At 58.1% G+C, this 21848-nt stretch carries 25 protein-coding genes; 8 read left to right on the forward strand and 17 right to left on the reverse strand.

Annotated features, from left to right (window positions below):
• Window positions 1-13 precede the first annotated feature (13 nt).
• Window positions 14-400, forward strand: a complete 387-nt coding sequence (locus AC1Q9F_RS05075; RefSeq protein WP_085602912.1) for a DUF2946 domain-containing protein — start codon at window positions 14-16, stop codon at window positions 398-400.
• A gap of 93 nt (window positions 401-493) precedes the next feature.
• Window positions 494-2626: a TonB-dependent receptor gene (locus AC1Q9F_RS05080; RefSeq protein WP_492618774.1), complete on the forward strand. Its 2133-nt coding sequence runs from the start codon at window positions 494-496 to the stop codon at window positions 2624-2626.
• A 37-nt stretch (window positions 2627-2663) separates the two neighbouring features.
• Here AC1Q9F_RS05080 and AC1Q9F_RS05085 read toward each other — a convergent pair whose 3' ends face one another.
• The 3 genes from AC1Q9F_RS05085 to AC1Q9F_RS05095 all read right to left on the reverse strand — a co-directional run bounded on the left by AC1Q9F_RS05085 (window position 2664) and on the right by AC1Q9F_RS05095 (window position 4470).
• Window positions 2664-3677 (reverse strand): ABC transporter substrate-binding protein, encoded by a 1014-nt coding sequence (locus AC1Q9F_RS05085; protein WP_492618773.1) that lies wholly within the window; start codon window positions 3675-3677, stop codon window positions 2664-2666.
• Window positions 3678-3805: 128 nt separating this feature from the next.
• Window positions 3806-4003 carry a hypothetical protein gene (locus AC1Q9F_RS05090; protein ID WP_492618772.1) on the reverse strand — a complete coding sequence of 66 codons (198 nt, stop codon included), beginning with the start codon at window positions 4001-4003 and terminating at the stop codon, window positions 3806-3808.
• Window positions 4000-4470, reverse strand: coding sequence for a hypothetical protein (locus tag AC1Q9F_RS05095; RefSeq protein WP_007950541.1), 471 nt, complete (start codon window positions 4468-4470; stop codon window positions 4000-4002). The genes AC1Q9F_RS05090 and AC1Q9F_RS05095 overlap by 4 nt, the downstream gene beginning before the upstream one ends.
• 408 nt (window positions 4471-4878) lie before the next feature.
• Here AC1Q9F_RS05095 and AC1Q9F_RS05100 point away from each other — a divergent pair, with 408 nt between their 5' ends.
• On the forward strand, window positions 4879-5151 hold the full coding sequence (locus tag AC1Q9F_RS05100) for a hypothetical protein (protein ID WP_492618771.1): 273 nt from the start codon (window positions 4879-4881) through the stop codon (window positions 5149-5151).
• Window positions 5152-5181: 30 nt separating this feature from the next.
• On the forward strand, window positions 5182-5418 hold the full coding sequence (locus AC1Q9F_RS05105) for a DUF2789 family protein (RefSeq protein WP_207983078.1): 237 nt from the start codon (window positions 5182-5184) through the stop codon (window positions 5416-5418).
• A gap of 6 nt (window positions 5419-5424) precedes the next feature.
• Here AC1Q9F_RS05105 and AC1Q9F_RS05110 read toward each other — a convergent pair whose 3' ends face one another.
• The 3 genes from AC1Q9F_RS05110 to AC1Q9F_RS05120 all read right to left on the reverse strand — a co-directional run bounded on the left by AC1Q9F_RS05110 (window position 5425) and on the right by AC1Q9F_RS05120 (window position 7979).
• Complete coding sequence (locus AC1Q9F_RS05110; RefSeq protein WP_492618770.1) at window positions 5425-5628, reverse strand: hypothetical protein; 204 nt, start codon at window positions 5626-5628, stop codon at window positions 5425-5427.
• Between the two features lie 113 nt (window positions 5629-5741).
• A complete protein-coding gene (locus AC1Q9F_RS05115) occupies window positions 5742-7346 on the reverse strand; it encodes a methyl-accepting chemotaxis protein (protein ID WP_492634777.1) in 1605 nt (534 codons plus the stop codon).
• A 228-nt stretch (window positions 7347-7574) separates the two neighbouring features.
• Entirely contained in the window at window positions 7575-7979 is a 405-nt protein-coding gene (locus tag AC1Q9F_RS05120) for a TraR/DksA family transcriptional regulator (protein WP_007935965.1), read from the reverse strand.
• A 409-nt stretch (window positions 7980-8388) separates the two neighbouring features.
• On the opposite strand from AC1Q9F_RS05120, the gene AC1Q9F_RS05125 reads away from it, so the two are divergent.
• From AC1Q9F_RS05125 to AC1Q9F_RS05135, 3 genes are all read left to right on the forward strand, one after another.
• Window positions 8389-8994: a glutathione S-transferase gene (locus tag AC1Q9F_RS05125; protein WP_492618769.1), complete on the forward strand. Its 606-nt coding sequence runs from the start codon at window positions 8389-8391 to the stop codon at window positions 8992-8994.
• A gap of 2 nt (window positions 8995-8996) precedes the next feature.
• Window positions 8997-10100: a DNA alkylation repair protein gene (locus AC1Q9F_RS05130; RefSeq protein WP_492618768.1), complete on the forward strand. Its 1104-nt coding sequence runs from the start codon at window positions 8997-8999 to the stop codon at window positions 10098-10100.
• Between the two features lie 110 nt (window positions 10101-10210).
• Window positions 10211-10828 (forward strand): LysE family translocator, encoded by a 618-nt coding sequence (locus tag AC1Q9F_RS05135; protein WP_492618767.1) that lies wholly within the window; start codon window positions 10211-10213, stop codon window positions 10826-10828.
• Between the two features lie 462 nt (window positions 10829-11290).
• Here the strand turns inward: AC1Q9F_RS05135 and AC1Q9F_RS05140 are convergent, their stop codons facing one another.
• Complete coding sequence (locus AC1Q9F_RS05140) at window positions 11291-11947, reverse strand: DUF2931 family protein (protein ID WP_492618766.1); 657 nt, start codon at window positions 11945-11947, stop codon at window positions 11291-11293.
• Window positions 11947-13476, reverse strand: coding sequence for a phospholipase effector Tle1 domain-containing protein (locus AC1Q9F_RS05145; protein WP_492618765.1), 1530 nt, complete (start codon window positions 13474-13476; stop codon window positions 11947-11949). The genes AC1Q9F_RS05140 and AC1Q9F_RS05145 overlap by 1 nt, the downstream gene beginning before the upstream one ends.
• Before the next feature lie 172 nt (window positions 13477-13648).
• Here AC1Q9F_RS05145 and AC1Q9F_RS05150 point away from each other — a divergent pair, with 172 nt between their 5' ends.
• On the forward strand, window positions 13649-14005 hold the full coding sequence (locus AC1Q9F_RS05150) for a hypothetical protein (protein ID WP_492618764.1): 357 nt from the start codon (window positions 13649-13651) through the stop codon (window positions 14003-14005).
• A gap of 67 nt (window positions 14006-14072) precedes the next feature.
• Here AC1Q9F_RS05150 and AC1Q9F_RS05155 read toward each other — a convergent pair whose 3' ends face one another.
• From AC1Q9F_RS05155 to AC1Q9F_RS05195, 9 genes are all read right to left on the reverse strand, one after another.
• On the reverse strand, window positions 14073-14435 hold the full coding sequence (locus AC1Q9F_RS05155; RefSeq protein WP_492618763.1) for a DUF6124 family protein: 363 nt from the start codon (window positions 14433-14435) through the stop codon (window positions 14073-14075).
• Window positions 14436-14859: 424 nt separating this feature from the next.
• Complete coding sequence (locus tag AC1Q9F_RS05160) at window positions 14860-15183, reverse strand: antibiotic biosynthesis monooxygenase family protein (protein ID WP_492618762.1); 324 nt, start codon at window positions 15181-15183, stop codon at window positions 14860-14862.
• Complete coding sequence (locus AC1Q9F_RS05165; RefSeq protein ID WP_492618761.1) at window positions 15180-16175, reverse strand: zinc-dependent alcohol dehydrogenase family protein; 996 nt, start codon at window positions 16173-16175, stop codon at window positions 15180-15182. Before AC1Q9F_RS05165 ends, AC1Q9F_RS05160 begins: the two co-directional genes overlap by 4 nt.
• 63 nt (window positions 16176-16238) lie before the next feature.
• Window positions 16239-16541: an ArsR/SmtB family transcription factor gene (locus tag AC1Q9F_RS05170; protein WP_007950555.1), complete on the reverse strand. Its 303-nt coding sequence runs from the start codon at window positions 16539-16541 to the stop codon at window positions 16239-16241.
• A 114-nt stretch (window positions 16542-16655) separates the two neighbouring features.
• The gene (locus AC1Q9F_RS05175; RefSeq protein WP_492618760.1) at window positions 16656-17894 is read right to left on the reverse strand and encodes a DUF2599 domain-containing protein; all 1239 of its coding nucleotides are present in this window, start codon (window positions 17892-17894) and stop codon (window positions 16656-16658) included.
• A 75-nt stretch (window positions 17895-17969) separates the two neighbouring features.
• Window positions 17970-19658 (reverse strand): DUF2599 domain-containing protein, encoded by a 1689-nt coding sequence (locus AC1Q9F_RS05180; protein ID WP_492618759.1) that lies wholly within the window; start codon window positions 19656-19658, stop codon window positions 17970-17972.
• Between the two features lie 85 nt (window positions 19659-19743).
• On the reverse strand, window positions 19744-20229 hold the full coding sequence (locus tag AC1Q9F_RS05185; RefSeq protein WP_492619432.1) for a GNAT family N-acetyltransferase: 486 nt from the start codon (window positions 20227-20229) through the stop codon (window positions 19744-19746).
• 13 nt (window positions 20230-20242) lie between these two features.
• Complete coding sequence (locus AC1Q9F_RS05190) at window positions 20243-20458, reverse strand: DUF4287 domain-containing protein (protein ID WP_492618758.1); 216 nt, start codon at window positions 20456-20458, stop codon at window positions 20243-20245.
• Between the two features lie 91 nt (window positions 20459-20549).
• Entirely contained in the window at window positions 20550-21812 is a 1263-nt protein-coding gene (locus tag AC1Q9F_RS05195; protein ID WP_492618757.1) for an MFS transporter, read from the reverse strand.
• Between the last annotated feature and the right edge of the window lie 36 nt (window positions 21813-21848).

A 21848-nucleotide genomic window follows, 5' to 3' on the forward strand; every position in this document is an offset into this window, starting at 1 on the left:
AAAGTGCCGCCCCATGAAATTCACCCGTACCGATCGCTCACTGCTGGCCTGGATGCTCTATTGCTGCGTCCTGTTCAACGTGTTCGCCTGCAGCATCGGTCACGGACAAATGGTCGGCATGCAGCTCAACGGTATCGGCGGCCAGTTCTGCGCCGTCGACCCGAGCACCCAGGCGCCGCTCGCCTCGAATCCCGCCGAAGAAAAACTGCCGACCCTGGCCAAAGCATTCGGCTGTCCGCTGTGCTCCACCGGCGGTATGGGCCCGGCGTTCAACTCCAGCCTGACCCTGGCGATCCTGCCGGAACAACACAGCCCGCCGCTGCCGGTCATCGTCAGCGCCGACCTCCCCGCCCGCTTCATCTGGCCTTCGGCCAATCCTCGCGCCCCGCCACTCGCCTGAGTGTCCTTGCCTTTTTGATTTTTCAGCCCACTGCGCCAACGCGCGGCGTTCGCCTGTGCGCTGACTCCTAGACAAGCATTCAGGATTCAATCGATGAAACAACTTACCTTGCTGGCGAGCCTGTGCGGCTGCCTGTCCGTCAACGTCTGGGCGCAATCCACCGTGGATCTGGCGCCGATCACCATTGATGGCGAGTCCGGCACCGAACCCGGCCTGAGCCTCGACCAGTCCAGCGGCATGGCCTCGCGCCTCGGCCTTAGTGTGCGCGACACCCCGGCTTCGGTGGCCATCGCCAACCGCAACGACATCGAACGTCACGGCTCGCAAAACTTTCAGGACGCGGCCAACACCTTGCCGGGTGTGAATGCCAGTGCGCCGCCTGGCTTTGGCGGGTTCGTCTCCTATCGCGGTTTCACCAGCAGCCAGATCACCCAGATGTTCAACGGGATCAACGTTTCCGGCGGACTGGCGCGCCCCGTGGATTCGTGGATTTATGACCGGGTGGAACTGGTCGGCGGTCCCTCTTCGCTGATCAACGGAGCAGGCTCGGTCGGTGGCTCGCTGAACTACGTGACCAAACTGGCCACGCGCGACGAGCAAGCTATCGAAGGCCGAGTCAGTTATGGCACCTACGACACTACCGAAACCGCATTCGGCCTCAACCACGCGCTGACCGAACCCGGTGCCGACGTGCAGCACTACGCACGACTCGACGTCAGCCACAACACCAGCAACGGCTACATCGACCGCCAGGAGCGCGATGCCTGGAGCGTGGCGTTCTCGCTGCTCAGCGACCTGACGCCGAACCTGTCGCACACCCTGGCCCTGGAATATCAGGACGAACACGAGGACAGCCCGTACTGGGGCACGCCGGTGCTCAACCCCAAAGCCGGCGAGTTGAAGATCGACAAGCACAACCGCTTCAACAACTACAACGTCGAGGACGGCCGCTACGAGCAGCGGACAATCTGGGTGCGCTCGATCATCGACTACCGGATTAACGACAGCACCACCCTGCGCAACACTCTCTATCACCTCGACAGCCAGCGTGATTACCGCAACCTGGAAACCTATCAATACAACGCCGACAACAGCGCGGTGAACCGCTCCACTGCGTATCAGGTTCGACACCAGGGCGAGCAGAATGGCAACCAGTTCGAACTGCGCCACGACAACAGCCTGTTCGGCCTCGACACCACTTGGTCCGGCGGTTTCGAGTACAAGGTCAACCAGACCACCAACTCGCCGCTGAACGTCAAAGGCGCCAGCACGGTGAACCCGAACAACTACCGACCGGGGCATTTCTATGACATTCCCGGAACGATGCCGGGTTTTGTCAGCGACAAGACCAACGAAGTCACCACCAAAGCGCTGTTTGCCGAAAACCGCCTGGCACTGACCGACAAACTCTCGCTGCTCACTGGCCTGCGCTACGACGATATCGACCTCGACGTGACCAACCATCGCACGGTGACCGCGAGCAACCCGCGTCATTTGAAGCGCAGCTGGGAGCCGGTCACCGGGCGTGTCGGCCTGACGTATCAGTTCATTCCGTCAGCCAATGTCTACGTGCAATACAGCACCGCCGCCGAGCAGCCCAACGGCACCCAGGACTTTGATGTCTCGACCGGCAAGCAATGGGAAATCGGCAGCAAGTTCGACTATCTGAACGGGCGCGGCTCGGCGACGGTGGCCGCCTACACCATCGAGCGCAAAGACTTCGCGGTGACGGATCCACTGGACCCGACCAGCAGCATTCCGGTCGGCCAGCAGACTTCGAAGGGCATCGAAATTGCCAGCTCCTTGCGGATCACCGACAAGTTGCTGGCCGAAGGCAACTTCGCCTGGGTCGATGCGCAATATGATGAGTTCAACGAGAAGAACGCTGCCGGCGTAGTGGTTTCCCGCAAGGGCAACACACCAACCAACGTGCCGGACCGGGTCGGCAATCTGTGGCTGACCTACGATTTCTCGCCGCAATGGCAAGGCGGGGTCGATGCGCGATACGTGGCGTCGGTGTTCGCCGACAATGCCAACACCATGACCGTGCCCTCGTACACGCTGTTTGGCAGCTTCCTCAGCTACAAGGTGGATTCGCACACCACCGTGACCGGGCGGGTACGCAACCTGACGAATGAGGTGTACGCCGAGTTCGCCCATGTGTCGCCAGCGTATTACCTCGGCACACCGCGTACATTCGAGCTGGCTGTGCAGACACGGTTCTGATTCAACTCGGCGAGGGCCTGGCGCCCTCGCCTCATCGCTACAGACCTGCCTGAACCTTCTGCGCCACATCCTTCGGCAGCCACGCCTGCCACACATCCGGATGCGCCCTCATGAACGCCACCGCCGCATCCCGGGGCGCCGTGTGTTTCTCGCTCATCTCGGCCAGCGCCTTGTTCAGGTCATCAATCGGAAAATCGACCTTGCTGAAGAACTCGGCAATCTGCGGATACTGTTTCTGGAACGGCGTGGACACCCCGATCGACAGCTTAGAGGCCAGTGAACGGGTCGGTTTCGGATTGGGGTTATCGGCGTCGGTCAGGGTTTTCCAGGCCTCGGCATCGAACGGCGGTTCTTCCAGTTGAATCAGCTTGAACTTGCCGAGCAACGGAGTCGGCGACCAGTAATAGAACAGAACCGGTTTGCCCCGGCGGATCGATGAACTGATTTCGGCATCGAGTGCCGCACCGGAGCCGCTGCGGAAATTGACGAAATCATCCTGTAAGCCATAAGCCGTGAGCTTCTGCTTGTTCACCACTTCCGACGTCCAGCCGATCGGGCTGTTGAGGAACCGGCCCTTGCTCGGGGTTTCCGGATCCTTGAACACGTCCTTGTATTTCTTCAGATCGCTGACGCTGCGCAGGTCCGGTGCCAATGGCTTGATACCCTTGGCCGGATCGCCCTTGATCACGTATTCCGGCACCCACCAGCCTTCGGTGGCGCCTTTGACCGTGTCGCCCAGGCTGGCGACCTTGCCTTCGGCCTCGGCCTTGACCCATACCGGGCTGCGCCCGGCCCACTCTTCGCCGATGACCTGAATGTCATTGTTTGCCAGTGCGGTCTCGAGGGTGATGGTGGTGCCCGGCAAGGTGTCGGTCGGCAGGCCGTAGCCCTTCTCGACGATGATGCGCAGGACATCGGTGATCAGGCTGCCGCTTTCCCAGTTCAGGTCGGCGAAGTGGATCGGCGCCTGTGCCGCGCTCACCGCAGGCACCGCCGTCATCAAGCCGAAGGAGGTCAGGCCAGCGGCCAGCAACCGTCGAAATCCGTTCATGCTTTTGCACCTCGTGCTGTTCACAGCAATAGCAGGATGGCCTGACAGAAGACCGCAAGCCTCTGAATACTCAGTCAACTGACTGTAGACGAGGTTCCTGCTTTTTCAGGGGCATGACACGGATGAGGCTACTTTTCAGAAATTTCCTGCAGGCTCTTCAGCTCGCGTCTGACCATGCTGGCGTATTCCGCAGGCTGCAAGGCGTAAATTTGCGAGGCGACCCACCCCAGCCAGGCGCCCTTCATTTCGACCTTTGCCGTGAACAATCGACGTGCTTCTTCACGGGCGCTGTCGAGGTTCTGCAAATGGAAATCAGCGCGGCTCACTCGCTGGCCTTGAACGTCACCAGTTCGCCCTTGCGCCACTTGGCGGCTTTGGCGGTGACGGCTTTCAGGGTCTTGGTCAGGCCTTCCTGCAGTTGTTCATTGGCGGCGAACACGGTAACCGCGCTATGGCCTTCCTTGAATACGATGGCATGACCGTCGGCGGTGGTGACAAACGCGTAGTCGCCCAGACCGTAGACCGTCATTTTGATTTCGCGAAAGCGGATGTCCATCTTGCCGCCTTCACGGCTCGGCAGCACCGACGCGCTGAAATGATCGCCGACCTTGAGCTTGAGGCCAGGTTTGTCATCGACCACCAATGCGCTTTCGGTGTCGATCTCGGCAACGTAAATGCCTTCGGCGTTCTGCTCGGTGATGTAAACAAAACGCGATTGAAACTGCTTGACCAGCTTTGCCCGCAAATCACCCAGCACGAACAAAGCATGCATATCGAGGTTACTGACTGCCAAAGAAACATCCCCACACTTGAAAAGAGTGCCGTACGCGAAAAGCGCGCACGGCAGAAAAAGTCGGCCAGGCCTAAGGTGTTGCGCGATGACTCGAATATACGCCTGAGCGAGCAAAGTGCTCATTCAACGCGAGTTGCACAAGACTACTGGAATGCCACTCGCGAAACCTGCAAAGACGTTCTCCAAATGTTGAAGGAAAACGCGTCACGGTCGGCCAGAGAAAACTGACTACGAACTTTAGGGAAAAAACTCACCAAGAAAATCACTTTTCCGACATATCGTACGCAAAAAATTGCTTTAGATAACGCCATGCCGTCAACAGGTGTTGGCGATTCTAGAGCAGCGATGCTGTTCGCGACTACCCGCAGTGGCCAGTAAATGCGGGTCAATCCATGAAAAGGACTTCATATGTGCACTATGACGCATTTTGCCGTGACTCACGAACCTGCCTTTGCCTTGAACACTTCAGCATTCGAGACTGTTCCTGCAATGGAGCCTTGCGGACGGGAACCGTTGTTTCAGGTAATCCCGGCAGGCAACGGCTTTTTCCATATCAGGGAAAAGTCGACGGGGCTTGTCAGAGGTTTCCGCGAGAATCACAACGCCGCCTGCGCCCTTGCCCGTTCTCTGGAATCGCGAATCGAACTCCTGGCCAGCGAGCACCTCAGATACAGAGAGTGATCGACCCCGCCATCCTTCAAGGAGCACACCATGGAACTGCCTGCCTACAACCTGACAACCCTTTTCGATCAATTAGGGCTGCCGTCGGAGGAAACGGCGATCGACGACTTCATCGAAGCCCATCCGCTGGAAGCCGATACCAAACTGATCGACGCCAACTTCTGGAGTCCGCAGCAGGCGCAGTTACTCAAGGAGTGGCTGCGTGCCGATGGCGAAGAAGCGGTGATGGTCGATGAACTGAACGTGCGCCTGCACCGAGGCAAATGATTTCAATCAGTGCAGGCTGTCACCGGTTTTAGCGCTCAACTGCTCAAGCCACGCGGCCCTGCACTCTTCCGCTTCATTACGACTCGCGAAAGCGGTGCCGCGGCGTTCACCATTGAGCAGCACCACCCAGCAGACACTTTGTCCCATCGCGCGCAGCCCGGCGGGTACGCCGCTGCCGATCATCACCGCGACATCGACTCTGCATTGCATGCTGACCTCCCAACTTCATTAGCAACCTAACTATGTAGGCATATTAATGATTTGGATCAGGAGGAAACAGCGACGCCGCTGCACAGCTTAATTGCAGTTCCGGCAACAATACTTCAGCGCGGATTCTCCGGTTTGTAGCCCAGACGCAACCCGCCCCAATGCCGGCCCTTGACCATGATCGGCACCGACAGGTCGTGCATCAGCTCGCCGGTATCGCGGGTGTAGGTCTGCAACAGCACCGGTTGCTGATGGCTGCCGCAGCGGATGCCGGTGCGATCGGCGAATTTGCGTTTGGTGCGATTGTTGACGGTATCGACCTGCGCATCCCCGGTCAGCGGTTGACTGAACGCCTGATTATGGGTCGGCACATAACCCTGCTGCGTACAGGCGATGGCGAACACCAGGCCTTCGTGGCGCGGCAGCAAAGGTTCCTGAATCGCGGGCAGCACCTGATCGGTGTAGCGGTCGAAACGGGTCTGGAACTTCGCGGGTTGTGTATCGGGAATCGGCTGGTACTGGCGGTCAAACAGATCTTCAATGCTGATGCGCCCTTGCTCGACATCAGCCTCGAACCGCGCGGCAATCTGGCTGGCCCCTTCACGGGCGAGGTCGTAGATGCGCTGGTGATAGTCATCCAGCCCGACTTCGGCCAGACGTTCGCTGATGGTTTCCGCCTGCCCTTCCATCTGCACCGCGGCCTCGGCCAGGCGCCGGGTCTGTTGGTCGCTGATCGCCAGATCGCTGCGCATCTGCTCGATGGCGGTGAACAGGCTGTCGAGCTGTTCGCGATTGGTTTCCGCGCCTCGGGCGATTTCGCCGACTTGGGTTTCTACGCCGGCAGCCAGTCGCGCGATGTTTTCCAGGTGCTGACCGGTGTGTTCGACCTGCTCGACGCCCGTGTGCAAATCGTCGGAGAGCTGGCGAATCTGCTCCACCACCTGCGCCGTGCGTTGCTGGATGTCGGCGACCATCTCGCCCACTTCGCCGGTGGCTGTCGCGGTTCGGGCAGCCAGACCGCGCACTTCATCCGCCACCACTGCAAAACCACGACCGTGCTCGCCGGCCCGGGCCGCTTCAATCGCGGCGTTCAATGCCAGGAGATTGGTCTGGCTGGCGATAGACTGAATCACCAGTGTCACGCGCTGAATGTCATCACTGCGCTGACTCAAGGCTTCGATCAGTTCGCGGCTGGCATTGGCGCGCTGGCTGAGCTGATGCATGCGCGAGATCGAATCCACCAGTTCGGTGCGCCCCGCTGCGCTGCTGTGATGGGCTTCGCTGGCAGCGCCCAATGCCTCACGGCTGAGCTGCGAAGTAGCCTGCTCAGTGGCGATCATGACTTCAGCGTTGTTGACGATCTGCGCGGCGGCGTCGAGTTGCGATTGCAGCTTGCCGGCCAGCTCCTTGACGGAAAACGCCACGCCGGCGGCTGACAGCGCGTTATGACTGGTGGTGTAGGAAAGGTCGCGAGTCAACTCGGACATCGCGCTATTGCTGTCGACCGGTTGCGCATCGCGGACCGCCCGGGAACGCAGGCGCGGCAGCCAGATAATCAGTACCGCCAGCGGCATGCCGACGTACAACGGCCATTCGCCCAGGCTCATCCCGGCCAGCAACAGCATCAGGGCGATGCTTTGCAGGGTCGGCGTCAGCCAGCGATTCTTCGGCAAAACAACTGGTGCAGGCAGAGCCGCAACCAGAGATCCATCTCTCGTCATTTTGTTACCCCACGCTTGTTCTCATTGTTGTGGCTGCATTAAACGCCACTACAACGCCATTATCCATGGTCCGTTAGTCGTGGGTCTGTGGCAGGTCAATGGAATGGTGCGGGGACTTTCCGGCAGACGAGAAAAAGCAAAGATCGCAGCCTTTTGCAGTTCCCTTAGGAGCTGCAAAAGGCTGCGATCTTTTCGCGACGACCCGCATTGAAGGGGTCGCCTCAGAAATCAGGCCTGACGCTGGTGCTTGTCGATCTGCTCGTGACGCTCTTGAGCTTCGATGCAGTACTTGGTGGTCGGGCTGATCAGCAGGCGTTTCAGGCCGATCGGCTCGCCGCTGTCGTCGCACCAGCCAAAGCTGTCTTCCTTGATACGCTCAAGGGCCTGCTCGAGTTGCGGCAGCATGCGCTGGTCGCGATCGATCGCGTTTACCAGCCAGGTGCGCTCTTCTTCCACCGATGCGGCGTCCGCCGGGTCAGCCGGGGTGTCCAGGCTTTCGATGGCAATACGGTTCTGCTCAATGCGCTCATGGGTTTCGACTTTCATGTTCTGCAACAGCTCGCTGAAAAAAGCGTGTTGCTCGGCATTCATGTAGTCATCTGCCGGCATGGCCAGCAACTTGTCCTTTGTCATTGATATCTCTATAAAAAAACGTGCATTAAGGCGAATTAGGGAGCGTTCCGGCGAACCGCCTGCGGTCATCGGAAAGGCATCGTTTATTGCAAACGCCACCCGGCACTCAATTTACGAAGGGGCGGCAGTCTAAGGCCCGTTTGAGGCCTCAGCAACTGTAAATACCGGGAATTTGTCCGACAAGGCCCGGAAACTGCTCTGACACAGGCTTCACAGCGCTCATCGGAGTGCGTTTATAGCAAGAAATTCAGTCGAGCGGCTGTATATAGAAGACAAACGTCGGACGAGCGGCGCTTTGTCGCAATTCGTTACGGTCGTTGACGGCAACACCAGCCCTTCCAAAGACTGACAAAATCCCCCAACCTCAGCTACGTTATGCCCTCCCCGGTTCGACTTGAAGGAACGCGTCATGAAACTGATCGGCATGCTGGACTCCCCTTACGTGCGCCGCGTGGCGATCTCCGCCAAATGCCTGGGGATCGAATTCGAACACGATCCGGTCTCGGTGTTCCGCCACTTCGAGCGCTTCCAGCAGATCAATCCGGTGGTCAAGGCGCCGACCCTGGTGCTCGATGACGGCGAAGTGCTGATCGACTCGACCCTGATCCTCGACTATCTCGAAGCCCTGTCCGGCAAAACCCTGCTACCCGCAGATCTGCCGCAACGGGTCAAAGCCCTGCGCCTGATCGGCCTCGGCCTCGCCGCCTGCGAAAAAGCCGTGCAGCTCTACTACGAACGCAACCTGCGCCCGGCCGACATTCAATACCAGCCGTGGGTCGAACGCGTCGAAGGCCAACTCGCCGCCGCCTTCACCGCCCTCGAACACGAACTCGAAAAACACCCATTGCCCACCGACGGCCCCCTCCAACAGGACGGCATCACCCTCGCCGTCGCCTGGAGCTTCACCGGCCTCGTCGTCCCCGACCAGATCGACGCGGATCGCTTCCCGCGCATCGCCCAATACACCGCGTACGCCGAAAGCACCCAAGCGTTCATCAGCACCCCGATGACCTGACCATGAGCGCAACCGAAACCGCCGCCCCGGCCCTCAAAGAAATCTTCAACGCCGAACGCCTGCAACATATCGCCACAGAAATGAGCGCCGTGTACCTGGCGTTCAAGGCCAAAGCATTTCTTAAACACGCCCATAACGGCCTCGCCGATCTCTCCGTCATGCAACGCATGGCCCGTGTCAGCGAAAGCCTGCACCACGTGCTACCGCTGGATTACGAAGATTCCCTCGCCGTACTACGCGAACTTGCCCCACGCCTGAACAGCGGCTTCGTCAGCATGTGCCTGCCGCACTACGTGGCGAGCTACGGCGCGCACGCGTTCGATACATCGATGGACGCCCTGAAGTACTTCACCACCTTCGGCTCCTCCGAATTCGCCATCCGCCACTTCCTGCGCAGCGACCTGGAACGCTCGCTGGAACTGATGCACGACTGGACCCGAGACGAAAACCACCACGTCCGAAGACTGGCCAGCGAAGGCAGCCGCCCTCGCCTGCCGTGGTCATTTCGACTGGAACCGGTGCAGGCTGATCCGCTGTTGGCTGCCGGGATTCTTGACCGGTTGAAGGCGGATGAGAGCTTGTACGTGCGCAAGTCCGTGGCGAACCATTTGAACGACGTGACGAAAGAGCATCCGGAGTGGGTGCTGGATACGGTTGAAGGATGGTCGCTGGAGAACAAACACACGGCGTGGATAGCCAAACATGCGTTGCGGAGTTTGATCAAACAGGGGGATTTGCGGGAGCTCACTGTGATCGGTGCGGGGGCGAAGGCTGAGGTTGAGTTGCTGGATGTGAAGGTGGAACCGGCGGTTGTGCGGCTTGGGGATACGATTACCTTGTCGTTTACGGTGCGATCGTTGGTGCCGGTGGAGCAGCGGTTGGTGATTGATTATGCGATTGACTATGTGAAGGCGAATGGCGGGACGTCGGCCAAGGTTTTCAAGTTGAAGACGTTGGTGTTGGCGGGGTTTGGGAGTGAGGTTGTTGCGCGGCGGCAAGTGATTAAGGATTTCACTACGCGGAAGCATTATGCGGGGGTGCATGCGGTGCATGTGGTGGTAAATGGGGAGCGGTTGGGGAGTGCCGCCGTTGACATCATCACTTGAGAGGCGTCAAAAATAGTCTGCTCATCAGATGAAAACCGAAAATAGCAGGTCTGTTGGGCCTTGAACCGAATGATGAACTCACCAGCCAAAAGATTCGCAAAGGAATGCATATGATCGATGGTCCCGCCGTTTTGACAGTCTTTTTGGTTTACCTGGCCGGTGTCGTTATTCCAGGACCAAATTTCGTTGCGGTAGTCCACAAAGCGGTAGCTGCATCGCGGCCAGAAGCCTTGGCCTTGGTGGCAGGCATTGTATTGGTCAACTTACTCTGGGCCACCTGTGCAATAGCAGGTATCGGCGTTGTATTTGCTGCGTTTCCTTGGGCGGCGCTGATCGTAAAAGTTCTGGGGGCCGCCTATCTGATGTGGTTTGGACTGCGCCTGCTGCTAAATGCCGGAAAGACCGCGCTTGCCCCCAATAATGACGCTGCCGTCGGAAACTTTCGGCAGTCGTTCATTCAGGGAGTCATCACGAACATCGGCAACCCAAAATCCATGGCCTTCTACGCCGCTATTTTCTCAGCGGCAGCCCCCGCCCACGTGTCAACAAGCACGTTTTTGTCGATGCTGGCGGTCGTAGTGGTGGTTTCAATGACCTGGTATGGAATGGTCGCAATCGCTCTTTCGCAACCTGATATCGCTTCGGCGTATCGAAGGAGGAAAAAAGCTATTGATCAATTTTGCGGTGGATTGATTTTGTCTTTGGGGATCCGGCAGCTTGTTCAATGAGTCAGGGAGGAATGGGGATAGATTTACTTTCGGACTGCTTTTGGCCCAGATCCTGTAAACACGCGTGGCACTTTCTCGCGGCAGGCTTCAGGTTGGAAGGAATGTCAAACTATCAAGATTGATCTCGGCGTAACACCCCATATCCCCCTTGTAAAGTGAGACCCTGGACACTCCCAACTCGGACTGTAAGAGTTCGACAAGCTTTCTGAGTCTCTTGTTTTTGGACAGCGAAGCCGGACGTACCACCGTTGCCTGTCCGGGTTCGTCATCGTAAATTCTGATCAGAAACGTATCCTCTTCGCTCTGTATTTCGTAGTTATAACCACGATACTCATACCCGAGGTCGTGGTCGACGTCATCAAAGCGAGTAGCTTTTATTATCTTCAAAGCAAAAAATGGGGACGCATCTATTTATCAAAAGACCCGTCCTACATTTTCCGACTCACCCCCGCCTTCCAAGAATTACCAACTACCATACGGAATGCCAAATTTCTCGATGTAGCGTTGCGATTTTTCACTGACCGGATAAGCGTAACGCCCTTGGTTCTTACCCTGACTCGGACCTAGCGGTTCGATTTCTGCTTTGGCTTTCGCCACTTTCACCGGATGGTGACACGAGTCCCTGACCCAGACTTGTACAACCCCACCGGGAGCCAGCCCCAGGTAGATAGAAGCGGAATAACTCGCTTGCTCCTTCGGCGTTTCCGAACAACGCTGATTGACCGACGCCCTCATTAACTGTCTGGCCTCTTCGGGCACATCCAACCAAACACTGTAGGTCTGAGGTTCGACAATCGATTGCCAACGCACGTAAATGCGTTTGGGGAGATCGGCACCAATCACTGGCTTTGCAGCAGCTCCCAATGCGTGCCAGCCTCGTGCAGATTCTTTACCGTCTTCAGGCTCCCCGCCAGCAGCCGTACCTCCTCCCGTACGCTTGAACAGCTTGCCGTTTATATCTTCGACAGCACTGTCCTCCACCCACACTTTCATGTAGTAAGGCTCAGTAAATGCGAGTTCCCACGACTCGGACTTAGGGTCGTTTTTTGCAGACAGCGGGTCCGCAGACTGACAGCCAGTCATGAACAAAGCACAAAACAGGGTTACAAAAACTCTCATTACCAAAGCGTCCAATCAGGTACGTGTGGGTGTAGCACGCGGATGGCATCGGCGGTCGGGGCGTTGATGTATACCGCATTTAGTCCGCTGCCATCTCTGCGGCCGAGTGGATGGTTCCAGTTTGCGGACATATGAATGTACTTGAGTTTCAGCAGCTGCTCCTCTTCAGGCGTGGTGCTGTAGTCACCCGCAACGAACCGATCACACAAAGCTTTAAGTTCTGCGGGGACGGTCAAATCCGGAGTGTCAGGAATATCGTTGAATCGAGCGCCTTTCTCTTTTGCCAGATGATGCATCACTCTCAGGTAAACCCTGGATAGCATGCCACTCACCGGACGCTTGAGCTGTACAGCTGCGTAAACACGTTTTGCGCTTGGACTCAGCCGATCTTGCGGACTATTCGGCACCAGAAGCGCTTCTGGAGTCACAATCTCAAGCATGTCTGCAGGCCATCCCTTGGATAACCATTGGTTTCTAACATTAACCGCATCGCTGTAGATCGAGGTAGTCACGACGTCGGTGTTCAATGGCACGATCAGTGTTTGCATTGGGCTAACAAGAACACACTCCTCCGCTTCCTCCAGATACCCCCCGCCTATGTCGGAATGCACTCCAGGCAGAATAATCTCCAGATGATCAGGTTTGACGCGACTGAGTGCGAAGTTGGCTCTGCATTCATCACGAGCAACCAACTGAGCGACATCACTGAAAAAACGACGATCAAGGTAAAGCTTAATACCCGTCGCAATTGGACTTTTGATGTTTCCCAAATTCGACCAACCAGCAATCGAGGGCACTGTATCGAATAAGCCGATAAACCCCATATTGATGTCGCTTTTATACTGGTCATTGAATCTAGGACTGAATGCTCTCGGTAGATTTCGCAATACATGACCAAGAGGGCCGCGACTGGTGCGAACAATTTCGTTGGCGAAATGCCGTGCGGCTGCGGCGCCACGACTGAAACCAAACGTATCGAACGTCAGTGAGGTGATTTCACTGTCCGGGTTATCTTCCAGGACTCGATTGATTGCTTGTTGGATCATGGGAAACGCAGATTCGACTCGCCCTGCAACACCTGTTTCCCCGCGCCCGGTACCAGCACCGAGTGTGCTGTCTTTTTCGCCAGATCGCGTGCCGATCCCCTCGACGTAGACAACGCGGGAGGCTCGTCTCCCTTGCGCCACAGGAACCGCGTCATACAGCTCACTCAGCTTTTTGATATTGCTGACATCATTGCCATAACTACTATCCGGATCACTCATATACGGCTTGCAACTCGCATCAATATCTTGAGCCGCAATCGGATGATGAGCACCACACAGAAGCCCGGCAGCAGCGTTATTGGCATTATTCCCCGTCCCATCGAAGAACACTCCGATCCGCAGGGCAATGCCGATTTTTTCACGAGCCGATGCCGGTTCCTTCCCGTGTTTCTCATACTCAGCCCAACGCTGGGCATGAATATCGACGGGGTCGGTTCCTTTGTTGCGATAGTTTTTAGGCGGGTTGGGAATGTAGCCACTCAATCCTTGATTCCTTCTTCTGATCCTTGAAGAACGGGCCGAAGGGTGACAGCGGAAATCGGGGGGCGCAAGGCGTGGCCGCGTGCCAGCACCTGGCGCTCTTTCTCCCTGCCTGCATTGGTGGCGCCGAGCCACGAATGATAAGGTTCAGCCTCAAAATCAGGGACGACACCTCGTGCACAAACAATGTCTGGCAACAGCAGTAACCTTCGCCATCAGTTTTTCCGCTCTTGCCTCTCCTGTGCCGCAGGAAGAGCTCGAAGAGTGCCAACGAATAGAAAACTCGGCCAAACAGGTCATGAAAACCAGGCAGCAAGGCGTGCCCATGGCTTCGGTGTTGGAATTGGCCGAAGCGGCAGGTAAGCAGAACGAGTACGTGGGTGAGGTGTTCAAGTCGTTGATCCACGAGGCGTACGCGATTCCGCAGTACTCAAGCGAGAGCTTGCAGCAGAAAGCGATCAGCGATTTCCATTCCAATTTCTACAAGGCTTGCATCGTGACGGTGGAAAAGAGAGCAAACGCCAAAGGCTGAGCTCAACGAACAAAAAAGGGAGCAGATTCAGGTAACGAATCTGCTCCCTTCTTACTGAAGTACAGCCTTAAGTTTTCAGTTCGACGTTATCCAACGCCTGATTCACCGCCAATTCCCCGAGCATCACAATCTGCGCAATCCCTATCGCAGTCTTACGATGAGAGGGCTCCAGCGTGGCCGCAAAGTTGTTGAGCATTTCGCTGGCCGAGCCTAGGGATTCGCTGGCATTGGCGAGCAGTGATTCGGTGTCATACGCCGGATTGGCCAGGTACATCGGATCGTGTTTGTGGTGACTCCCCATGACCCGTTGCTGCGGAGTGAGGTAATGGTCGAGCGCGCGTTCGGCTGCCTCGTTCAGGGTTCGGGAGTCGGGGAATTTGTAGGGTGAAACCGGATCGGTTTCCGGGGGATTCGGTGTCGGTTTGATCATGGTGAAACTCCTGATTTTCAATAGGAGCTACCAGCATCACTTGCAGATGATGGGTGGCAGCCATGTGCGGGTCTGCAAGACCGGGAAACCAGGCACCCGGCAGACCCGAGGGTCTCCCGCACAAAGCCGCCATTGGGCGGACGCGAACGAGCGTCCTTTTGGCAGGCTGTGCGACTGGTTTTTCCGGCGGGCTTGCAGACCCGATCACTGATGGGCAGTGACGGGAAGCAAGTTACGGTCGGAGGTCCAGACGCACAAGCCGGCGGATTCTGTCTTAGGTGTAGGGGACGGCGCAAGGCGCTGTGGGCATCCGGGTGTGACTGTAGGACTGGTTTAAACAACCAATGCGCACCGCGTTTAACTCCAGACAAAAGCCGGACTGTCACCCAGTCCGGCCCCCTCGTCACAAAAGCCTGATTCAGTTTCAGGGCCAAAGAGCCCCATCACCTTCGCCAGCAGTAAACGCCGCCCCCTCAATGTGATAAACCTGCGGCTCTTCCGAAAAATACCCCTCCAGCTCCAGCATAAAGACCCTGTGATCCTCACCCGCCTCAAAATCCGTATGAGCCTCAAGCGATTCCCATCGCACGATCAAGTTGAACCGCTCCGGCGTTTCAATCCCCTGCGCAAGCATGTGCCCGCCATACCCATTCGCGCGGCGAAGCAAAGGCGCAACCTCGGCAAATGCACGCCGGAACTCATCAACACGTTCTGCGTGAACAGGCAACAAAGCGATCTCATAAATCATGACGCATCCCCCACAGAACCTGCCCGAAGCGACGGCTCAACCGCAATCGCGATTTTCCCTTGAAGACCGTTATTGGGACTTTCCAACCGAGCATGGGCCTGCGAAATCTCCGCAAGCGAATACACCGCGCCAACATGTGGCCGCAGTTGACCGCGCTCCACCAGCGCACTCAATTCATCAAGCTTGCCACGGTTCTGCCGGGTGAAAACGAAGTGATAGCTCGCGTTCTTGCCCCAGGCCTGAACGAGGTTTTGTGGCCGGGCGATGTCGACGATCGAGACTACGCGGCCAAGCTGTGCGAGGGCGTCAGGGCTGCGCGTCAGGGTGTCGCCGCCGATAGTGTCGAACACCACGTCCACTCCGAGGCCATCGGTTTCTCGCAGGATGGCGTCGACGTAGTCGTCCTTTTCGTAGTCGATGATCACATCGGCGCCCATGCGGCGGACGAACTCGGCGTTTGCCTCGCGCGCGGTGGTGAACACTTTGGCGCCCATCGCCTTGGCGAGCTGGATGGCGACATGTCCGACACCTCCCGCGCCGCCGTGGATCAGAATGCTCTCCCCGACTCTGAGCGCTGCCCGCACGATCAGGGCTTCCCACGCCGTCCCGCCGACCAGGCTCAGGCTGGCCGCTTCGAGATGGCTCAGCGAGGAAGGCTTTTTGCCGATGATGCTGGCGGACGCCACGTGATACTCGGCATAGCTGCCGGGGCCGTCGAAGATTTGCGGCGTGTACCAGACTTCGTCTCCGGGGGCGAAAGCCGTCACGCCGGGGCCGACCGCTTCGACTACGCCGGAGACGTCATGTCCGGTGATGACAGGCAGTTGCACCAGGTCGGGATAGTCGCCGCGTCGGACTTGATAATCCAATGGATTGATCGAGGTGGCGTGTACCCGGACCAGCACTTGCCCCGCTTCCGGCACGGGTTTGGGTACATCGCAGAGTTCGAATGATTCCGGGTTGCCAAATGATTCAAGCAGCATCGCTTTCATGGTGAATCCTCGTATCGACAATAAGGGATATCGAGATATCTCGATATCATGCGGTAAATTTTTTTACAGCTCTTTCCCTATGACCTCGGCCAAAGCGCTGATGTTGGCTTCATTGCGCTTGTAGTAGGTCCACTGACCGATGCGCCTGACTTCAACCAGGCCCACTCGCTGCAGCGTTGCAAGATAACCGGACACCGTTGACTGCGAGAGTCCGATGCCCTCTTGAATACTGCTCACACACACGCCCACCGTGTGAACGTCGCCCTCGTCCTGCGGGGGGAAGTTCTTTACGGGGTCTTTCAAGCCTTTCAGGATTTCAAGCCGTACCGGGTTTGAGAGTGCTTTGAATACTTCGATCAGGTCCATGCCGCGAGAATATCGAGATTATTCGATATGTCAATACACTGATTGACCAGCGGAAAACGAATCGGTCTGCCGACACCCACGACATCGGCAGACCGGATTTCACCGCGAAAAACTTCAGTACGGATTACACCGCTGCGCCACCGCGGTCGCCTGATCCACATACGGCCGCGCCGGTTCAAGGTTCCACTCCGGCTTGTTCCTCACAGGCTTGCCATCAAATGTCGCTGCCAGATGACAGACCAGCTGCCGGCGCAATGACCCGCCGTTGACGCTGTACTGGCGCCATTGCTCGTCGTTTTTGTGTTTGTTGTACAGCTCGGCAAACATGCGGTCGGTCTGGTCGTCCTTGATCGCGCGGCCGCAGGCGGTCGGCACGACTTCCAGTGACCAGGTTTTCGGCCCGAGTTTCGGGTCGTCACGCTGAACCCAGGTGCTGGATTCGATGTACTTCTCGCAGAACTGTTGCGCCGGTGGCGCTGCCGTCTGGATGCACGAGAACGTGGCCTTGGCGGTTGGAGTTTTCGGGAAGTCGATCTTGACGATATTGCGGTCCTTGCCGGTCTTGGCTTTGTAGTCGCGCTGGTTGGCCAGCGCATCGTTCAGGCCCCGCGAGTCGCTGTAGAAAAACGCCAGGATTGGCAATTCATCGGTTTTCGGATTGCCCAGGCGCAGCTCGGTCTGGGTCTGGAACTCACGGGTGTTGATGACGCGCCGGGCGCCCATGAAGTTCTGGAACGCCGTGACCCGATCCTGGCTGCTCATCGGGTTGCGCATGTTGAAGCCACATTGCAGCTGATCCTGCTGGCGGTTGTTGTTGAACTTGGTGAAGTGCGCGACCCACGCGTTGACGTTGGTGATCGGCGGCGCCATGGCCTGGCAGACCGCTTCGGTCGGGCTGGTGTTCTTGTTGTTGCCGCAGCCGCGATCGTCGCGAAAGTCGGTCCAGGCATCGTTGGGGAACGCGCAGTAAACATGCACCGGGCTTTCGGGATCGCGCACCATGTCGACCGGGGTGATGATGTAGCCGTTCTGCGTGCTCATGCCGGGGTCTTCGTAGCTGATGTTGTCGGCGCGCATGTAGGAGGCGGCAAACGTTCCCAGCTCTACCGCTTTGGGGCTGGGGTTCCAGACGTCCCACTTCTGCCCTTTCGCCGGATCGGCCCGGTGCGTGCCCCGGATCAACAGCCCCGAGCAGTCCGACGCCGGGTCTTTGCCGCAACTGGCGGTGGTGTTGTTGTACAAGCTTTCAACGCGTTTGAGGGTTTCCTCACAGGACTCGGCACTGGCCGATGTCGCGTGCAGAAACAATGGAACCGCGAGTAACGGGACGATCCTGTTCCAGTGCTCTTTCATGACGTATTTCTCCCTGATGATGCTTCTGACCTTCCCTGCTCAACCCGATGCGACGTCCTGCTGCATCGGGCGGGCTTAACGCGGAATCGGGTTGCAACCTGCCGAGCGTGTCTCGCTGTCCGAGAGCGCAGGCCGGAAGGGTTCAAGATTCCATGGCGTCTTGGCGCGGTAATTCACCAGTACGCAGCTCAATTGCTGGCGCATGCTGCCGGCGGACTTCTCGTTGTCGCGCCAGTTGCCATCGGCGCCCCTGAGCGCGAACAACTGCTGGTACAGGGCATCAATCTGCTCGTTGGGCAAGGCGCGACCGGCGGCTGTCGGCACGACGCTCAAGGTCCATTCATCCTGACGAGTGCCCGGGTCGTAGCGTTTGACCCAGTCGGCGGAAGCGATGTACTGCGGCGCCTTGGCCGGCAGCGGGTTACAACCGGCCTTGGCGGCTTCCTGAGGGGTGACGACGGGGCGGAACGGCTCCAGATTCCATTCGGTCTTGCCCGGGTAGTTCTGCACCAGACAACTGAGTTGCTGACGCATGCTGCCGGGGGATTTTTCGCTGTCGCGCCACTGGCTGTCGGCGCCGCGCAGCGCGAACAACTCCTTGTACAACGCCTCCTGATCGCTGGCCTGAATCGCTTTGCCCTGGGCTGTGGGCGTGACATTGAGCGTCCACTCGTTCTTGCCGGTGCCGGGGTCATGGCGTTCGACCCAGTTGGCCGACGCAATGTAGCGAGAGGTCACCGGTGCAGGCTGACCGTTGCCGGCGGTCGTCAGATCGATCGCCTGATCCGCCGCGACATAGCTGAAGCGCTGCTCCGGTGGCTTGGTGAAATCCAGCCGCAGGATCGGCACGCTGTAACCCTGGGCCTGGAGTTTCTTCTGGAAATTGCGCGCACTGTTCAGGCCGTTTTCCGGTTTGGGTGGCGCCTGATCGCCGCGAGTGGCGAAGTTCTGGGTACTGTTGACGTTGTAGATGAAGGCGTCGATGTACTTCATGTTTTCGCTGCCGTCGTTGGTGGCCGAGGCATTCTTCAACATGAATTCGTTGACCTGTGCGCTGAAGGCAAAGGGGTCTTTGTTGGTGGTGTTCACCCGCGATTCGTGGACGCGGATCATCGCATTCCAGTCGCTGGGTTTTTCCGCGTTCCAGGAGCACTGGCCGTACTGGATCGGTCCTTTCATCAGCCCGGTGTACTGGCTGGTCCACTGCTCGGCGGTACTCACCCCGGCCTCCGCGCAAGTGCCATAAGCCAGCGCGGCGTTCTTGTTGTTCATCGGAGGCTGGGCGGCGCGCGGCGGTTCGCGGCTGTCGAAAAAGCCGCAGCCATACCACTTGCGCTCGGGCCCGGTTCCGCCATCGAAGGCATAGATGCAAGTGAAGCCCTGCTCCTTCACCGGCAGTTGCAGCGCCGCTGCGTCGGTGGGATTGCGCAGGATGAAACCGGCCGGGTGAATGAGGATACGGGTGCTCAGGTCCTTGCGAATCCACGAGTAGGACGTCGCGCCGATCTTGATCGCGTAAGGGCTGTAGTCCCACGGGTTGAAAGGCCCGTCGTTAACCATGCGCAACGTCACCCCGCTGCAGTAGTAATGCCCGCGAGCGGCGCCGGTGTCAGGTTCCTGGCATGCGTCCTTGAGGGTGTTGTAGTTGCGGTTGATGCGGTTCAGGGTTTCGAGCGGATCCAGGGGTGGCTGGGCAGCCGCGACGCTGAATGCGAGGGAGGTAAAAAACGTCAGGAAAAAGGGCGAACCAACGGCTGCGCGCATAACCGACACTCCTTGTCGTGCGAGATGACACTTCCATGAAAAGCAGCGTAGTTAGCACAACCCTGACGGTCAAACCGATAGTAGATCAGGCCGCACTTCTACTGCGCCTCATGTGAATCAACGCGGTTCGCCCACCTCCCGGCGAGGCTCGCTCCTCAATGTCAAACGGCACAAACCCCAGCGTCGGATACAACAGCAATCCGGCGGTGTTTTCGTTGAAACAGGACAACTGCACCTCATTGGCCTCCCAGTGCTCGAAGGCCAATTCAGTCATGGTCTCGACAATGAACCGGGCTACGCCTTTGCCCCGCGCGCTCGGCGCCACGATCACATTGCCGATGCAGCAAATACCCTGGAGTTCGGCGCGATAGAAGTTGGCGAACCCGACAATCTCGCCATCCGCCTCGACCACCGTGGAGTCAAACCGCTGACTGATCGCAGCGTTCATCTGCGCTTCCGTCAACGGAAATTCCGCCTTCGGGAACATGAAATACAACTCCTGAACACCCTGCGGAAAACTGCAAATCGTTTTGACGTCTTCGGCCGTCACTGGCCTGTGTTTCAAGTTCATCGCTGCCCTGCCCTCACTTCCTGCCACTTGCCAGATGATGAGCAACCAGCGCGTTCGCATGCCCGTGGCCCATGCCGTGTTCGGTCTTGAGCCAGGCGACCAGTTCCATGTGTTTTTTGTCGGTGATGCTGGCAAGCAGGTTCAGCCAGTGGTCGATGGGTTGGCCGTACTTCTTTTCGATTGAAGGAAAGTAGGATGCCGGGCCTTTTACTTTTGCGTCTTCGCTCATGCTGCAAGCTCCCTGTTTGCGATGGAATGTCATGACTCCACAGATTGAAGGCCATGACGTTCACACAGTCCAGTACAAGCATGCCAAGACGTCAGGGAACAACGATCGGAGGCACACGATCTTGCAACCCGGTGGTTTCAACACCGGATCGCGACACCGTCTCCGGCACCGCCACCCAAAGCAGCACCAGCGCCGCCATCGCTACCCCCGCCAACGTCAGGAATGCAGCGCTGTACCCCGCCTCCTGAACCACAATCCCCGCCAGGGTATTGCTCAGCGCAGCGCCCAGACCAAACACTGTCGAAATCGCCCCAAGGCTGACATTGAAATGCCCGGTGCCCAGCGTGAGGTCTTTCACCACCACCGGAAACAGCGCACCGAAAATCCCCGCGCCGATGCCATCGAGCAACTGCACCGAGACCAGCCACCACGGATCGTTCGACAGCACATACAACACGCCACGCAACGGCAGGATCAGAAACCCCGCCAACAGCAATGGCTTGCGCCCCCACAGATCGGCTTTCGCGCCCACCAGCAACGCAACCGGCACCATCACCATTTGCGCCGCCACAATGCAGGCGGAGGTGAGCGGCGTGGCCATCTGCAGATTGGCCTGGGCCAGTTTCTGACTCACCAACGGCAACATCGCCGCGTTCGCCAGATGAAACAGCGCGCAGCAAATCGCGAACATCAGCAGCGGTCTGTTGGTGAGCAACACGGAAAGCCCCGAAGGCTGCTTGCCCTGCCCTGTTTCGCTCGGTGAAAGGCCTCGGGCCAGATCGTGGTCAATGGCATCGGCCGATACGAACGAGACGGCAATCACACTGGTCAGCGCCATGACGGCCATCAAATAAAACACGGCGACCGGGCCGAACAGGTATGCGGACAAACCGGCCAGCAATGCAGCGCAGGCATTGCCGGCGTGGTTGAAGGTTTCGTTGCGCCCGGTCCTTCGCGTGAAGGCGCGCGGCCCAGTGATCCCCAGGGTGATTGCGCAGATGGCCGGCGCAAAGATCGAAGCGGCAATGGCACTGATGGCTTGCGTCACGGCCACCAGCGTAAATGACGTCACGAACGGCAGCAGCAGACAGCTTCCGGTCACCACCAGTGCAGCAATCGCGATCAGCGCCCGCTTGAAGCGTGTGCTGTCGACCAGCGCGCCTGCCGGGGTCTGCGTGATGAGCGCGGCGATCCCGGCAATCGTCATGACCAGACCAATGCTCGCCGGCTCCCAGTGGTGAACCGCCAGCAGATAAATCGCGAGATACGGACCGAGCCCGTCACGCACGTCGGCGAGGAAGAAATTCAGGCTGTCGAGGGACAGGTTATTGCGGCGATCGAGGTGAGTGGCCACGGGTAACGTCTTCGTTGTCGAGGTTCTGCGAGATGA

Source organism: Pseudomonas sp. GW823-FHT04A03 (assembly GCF_058796615.1).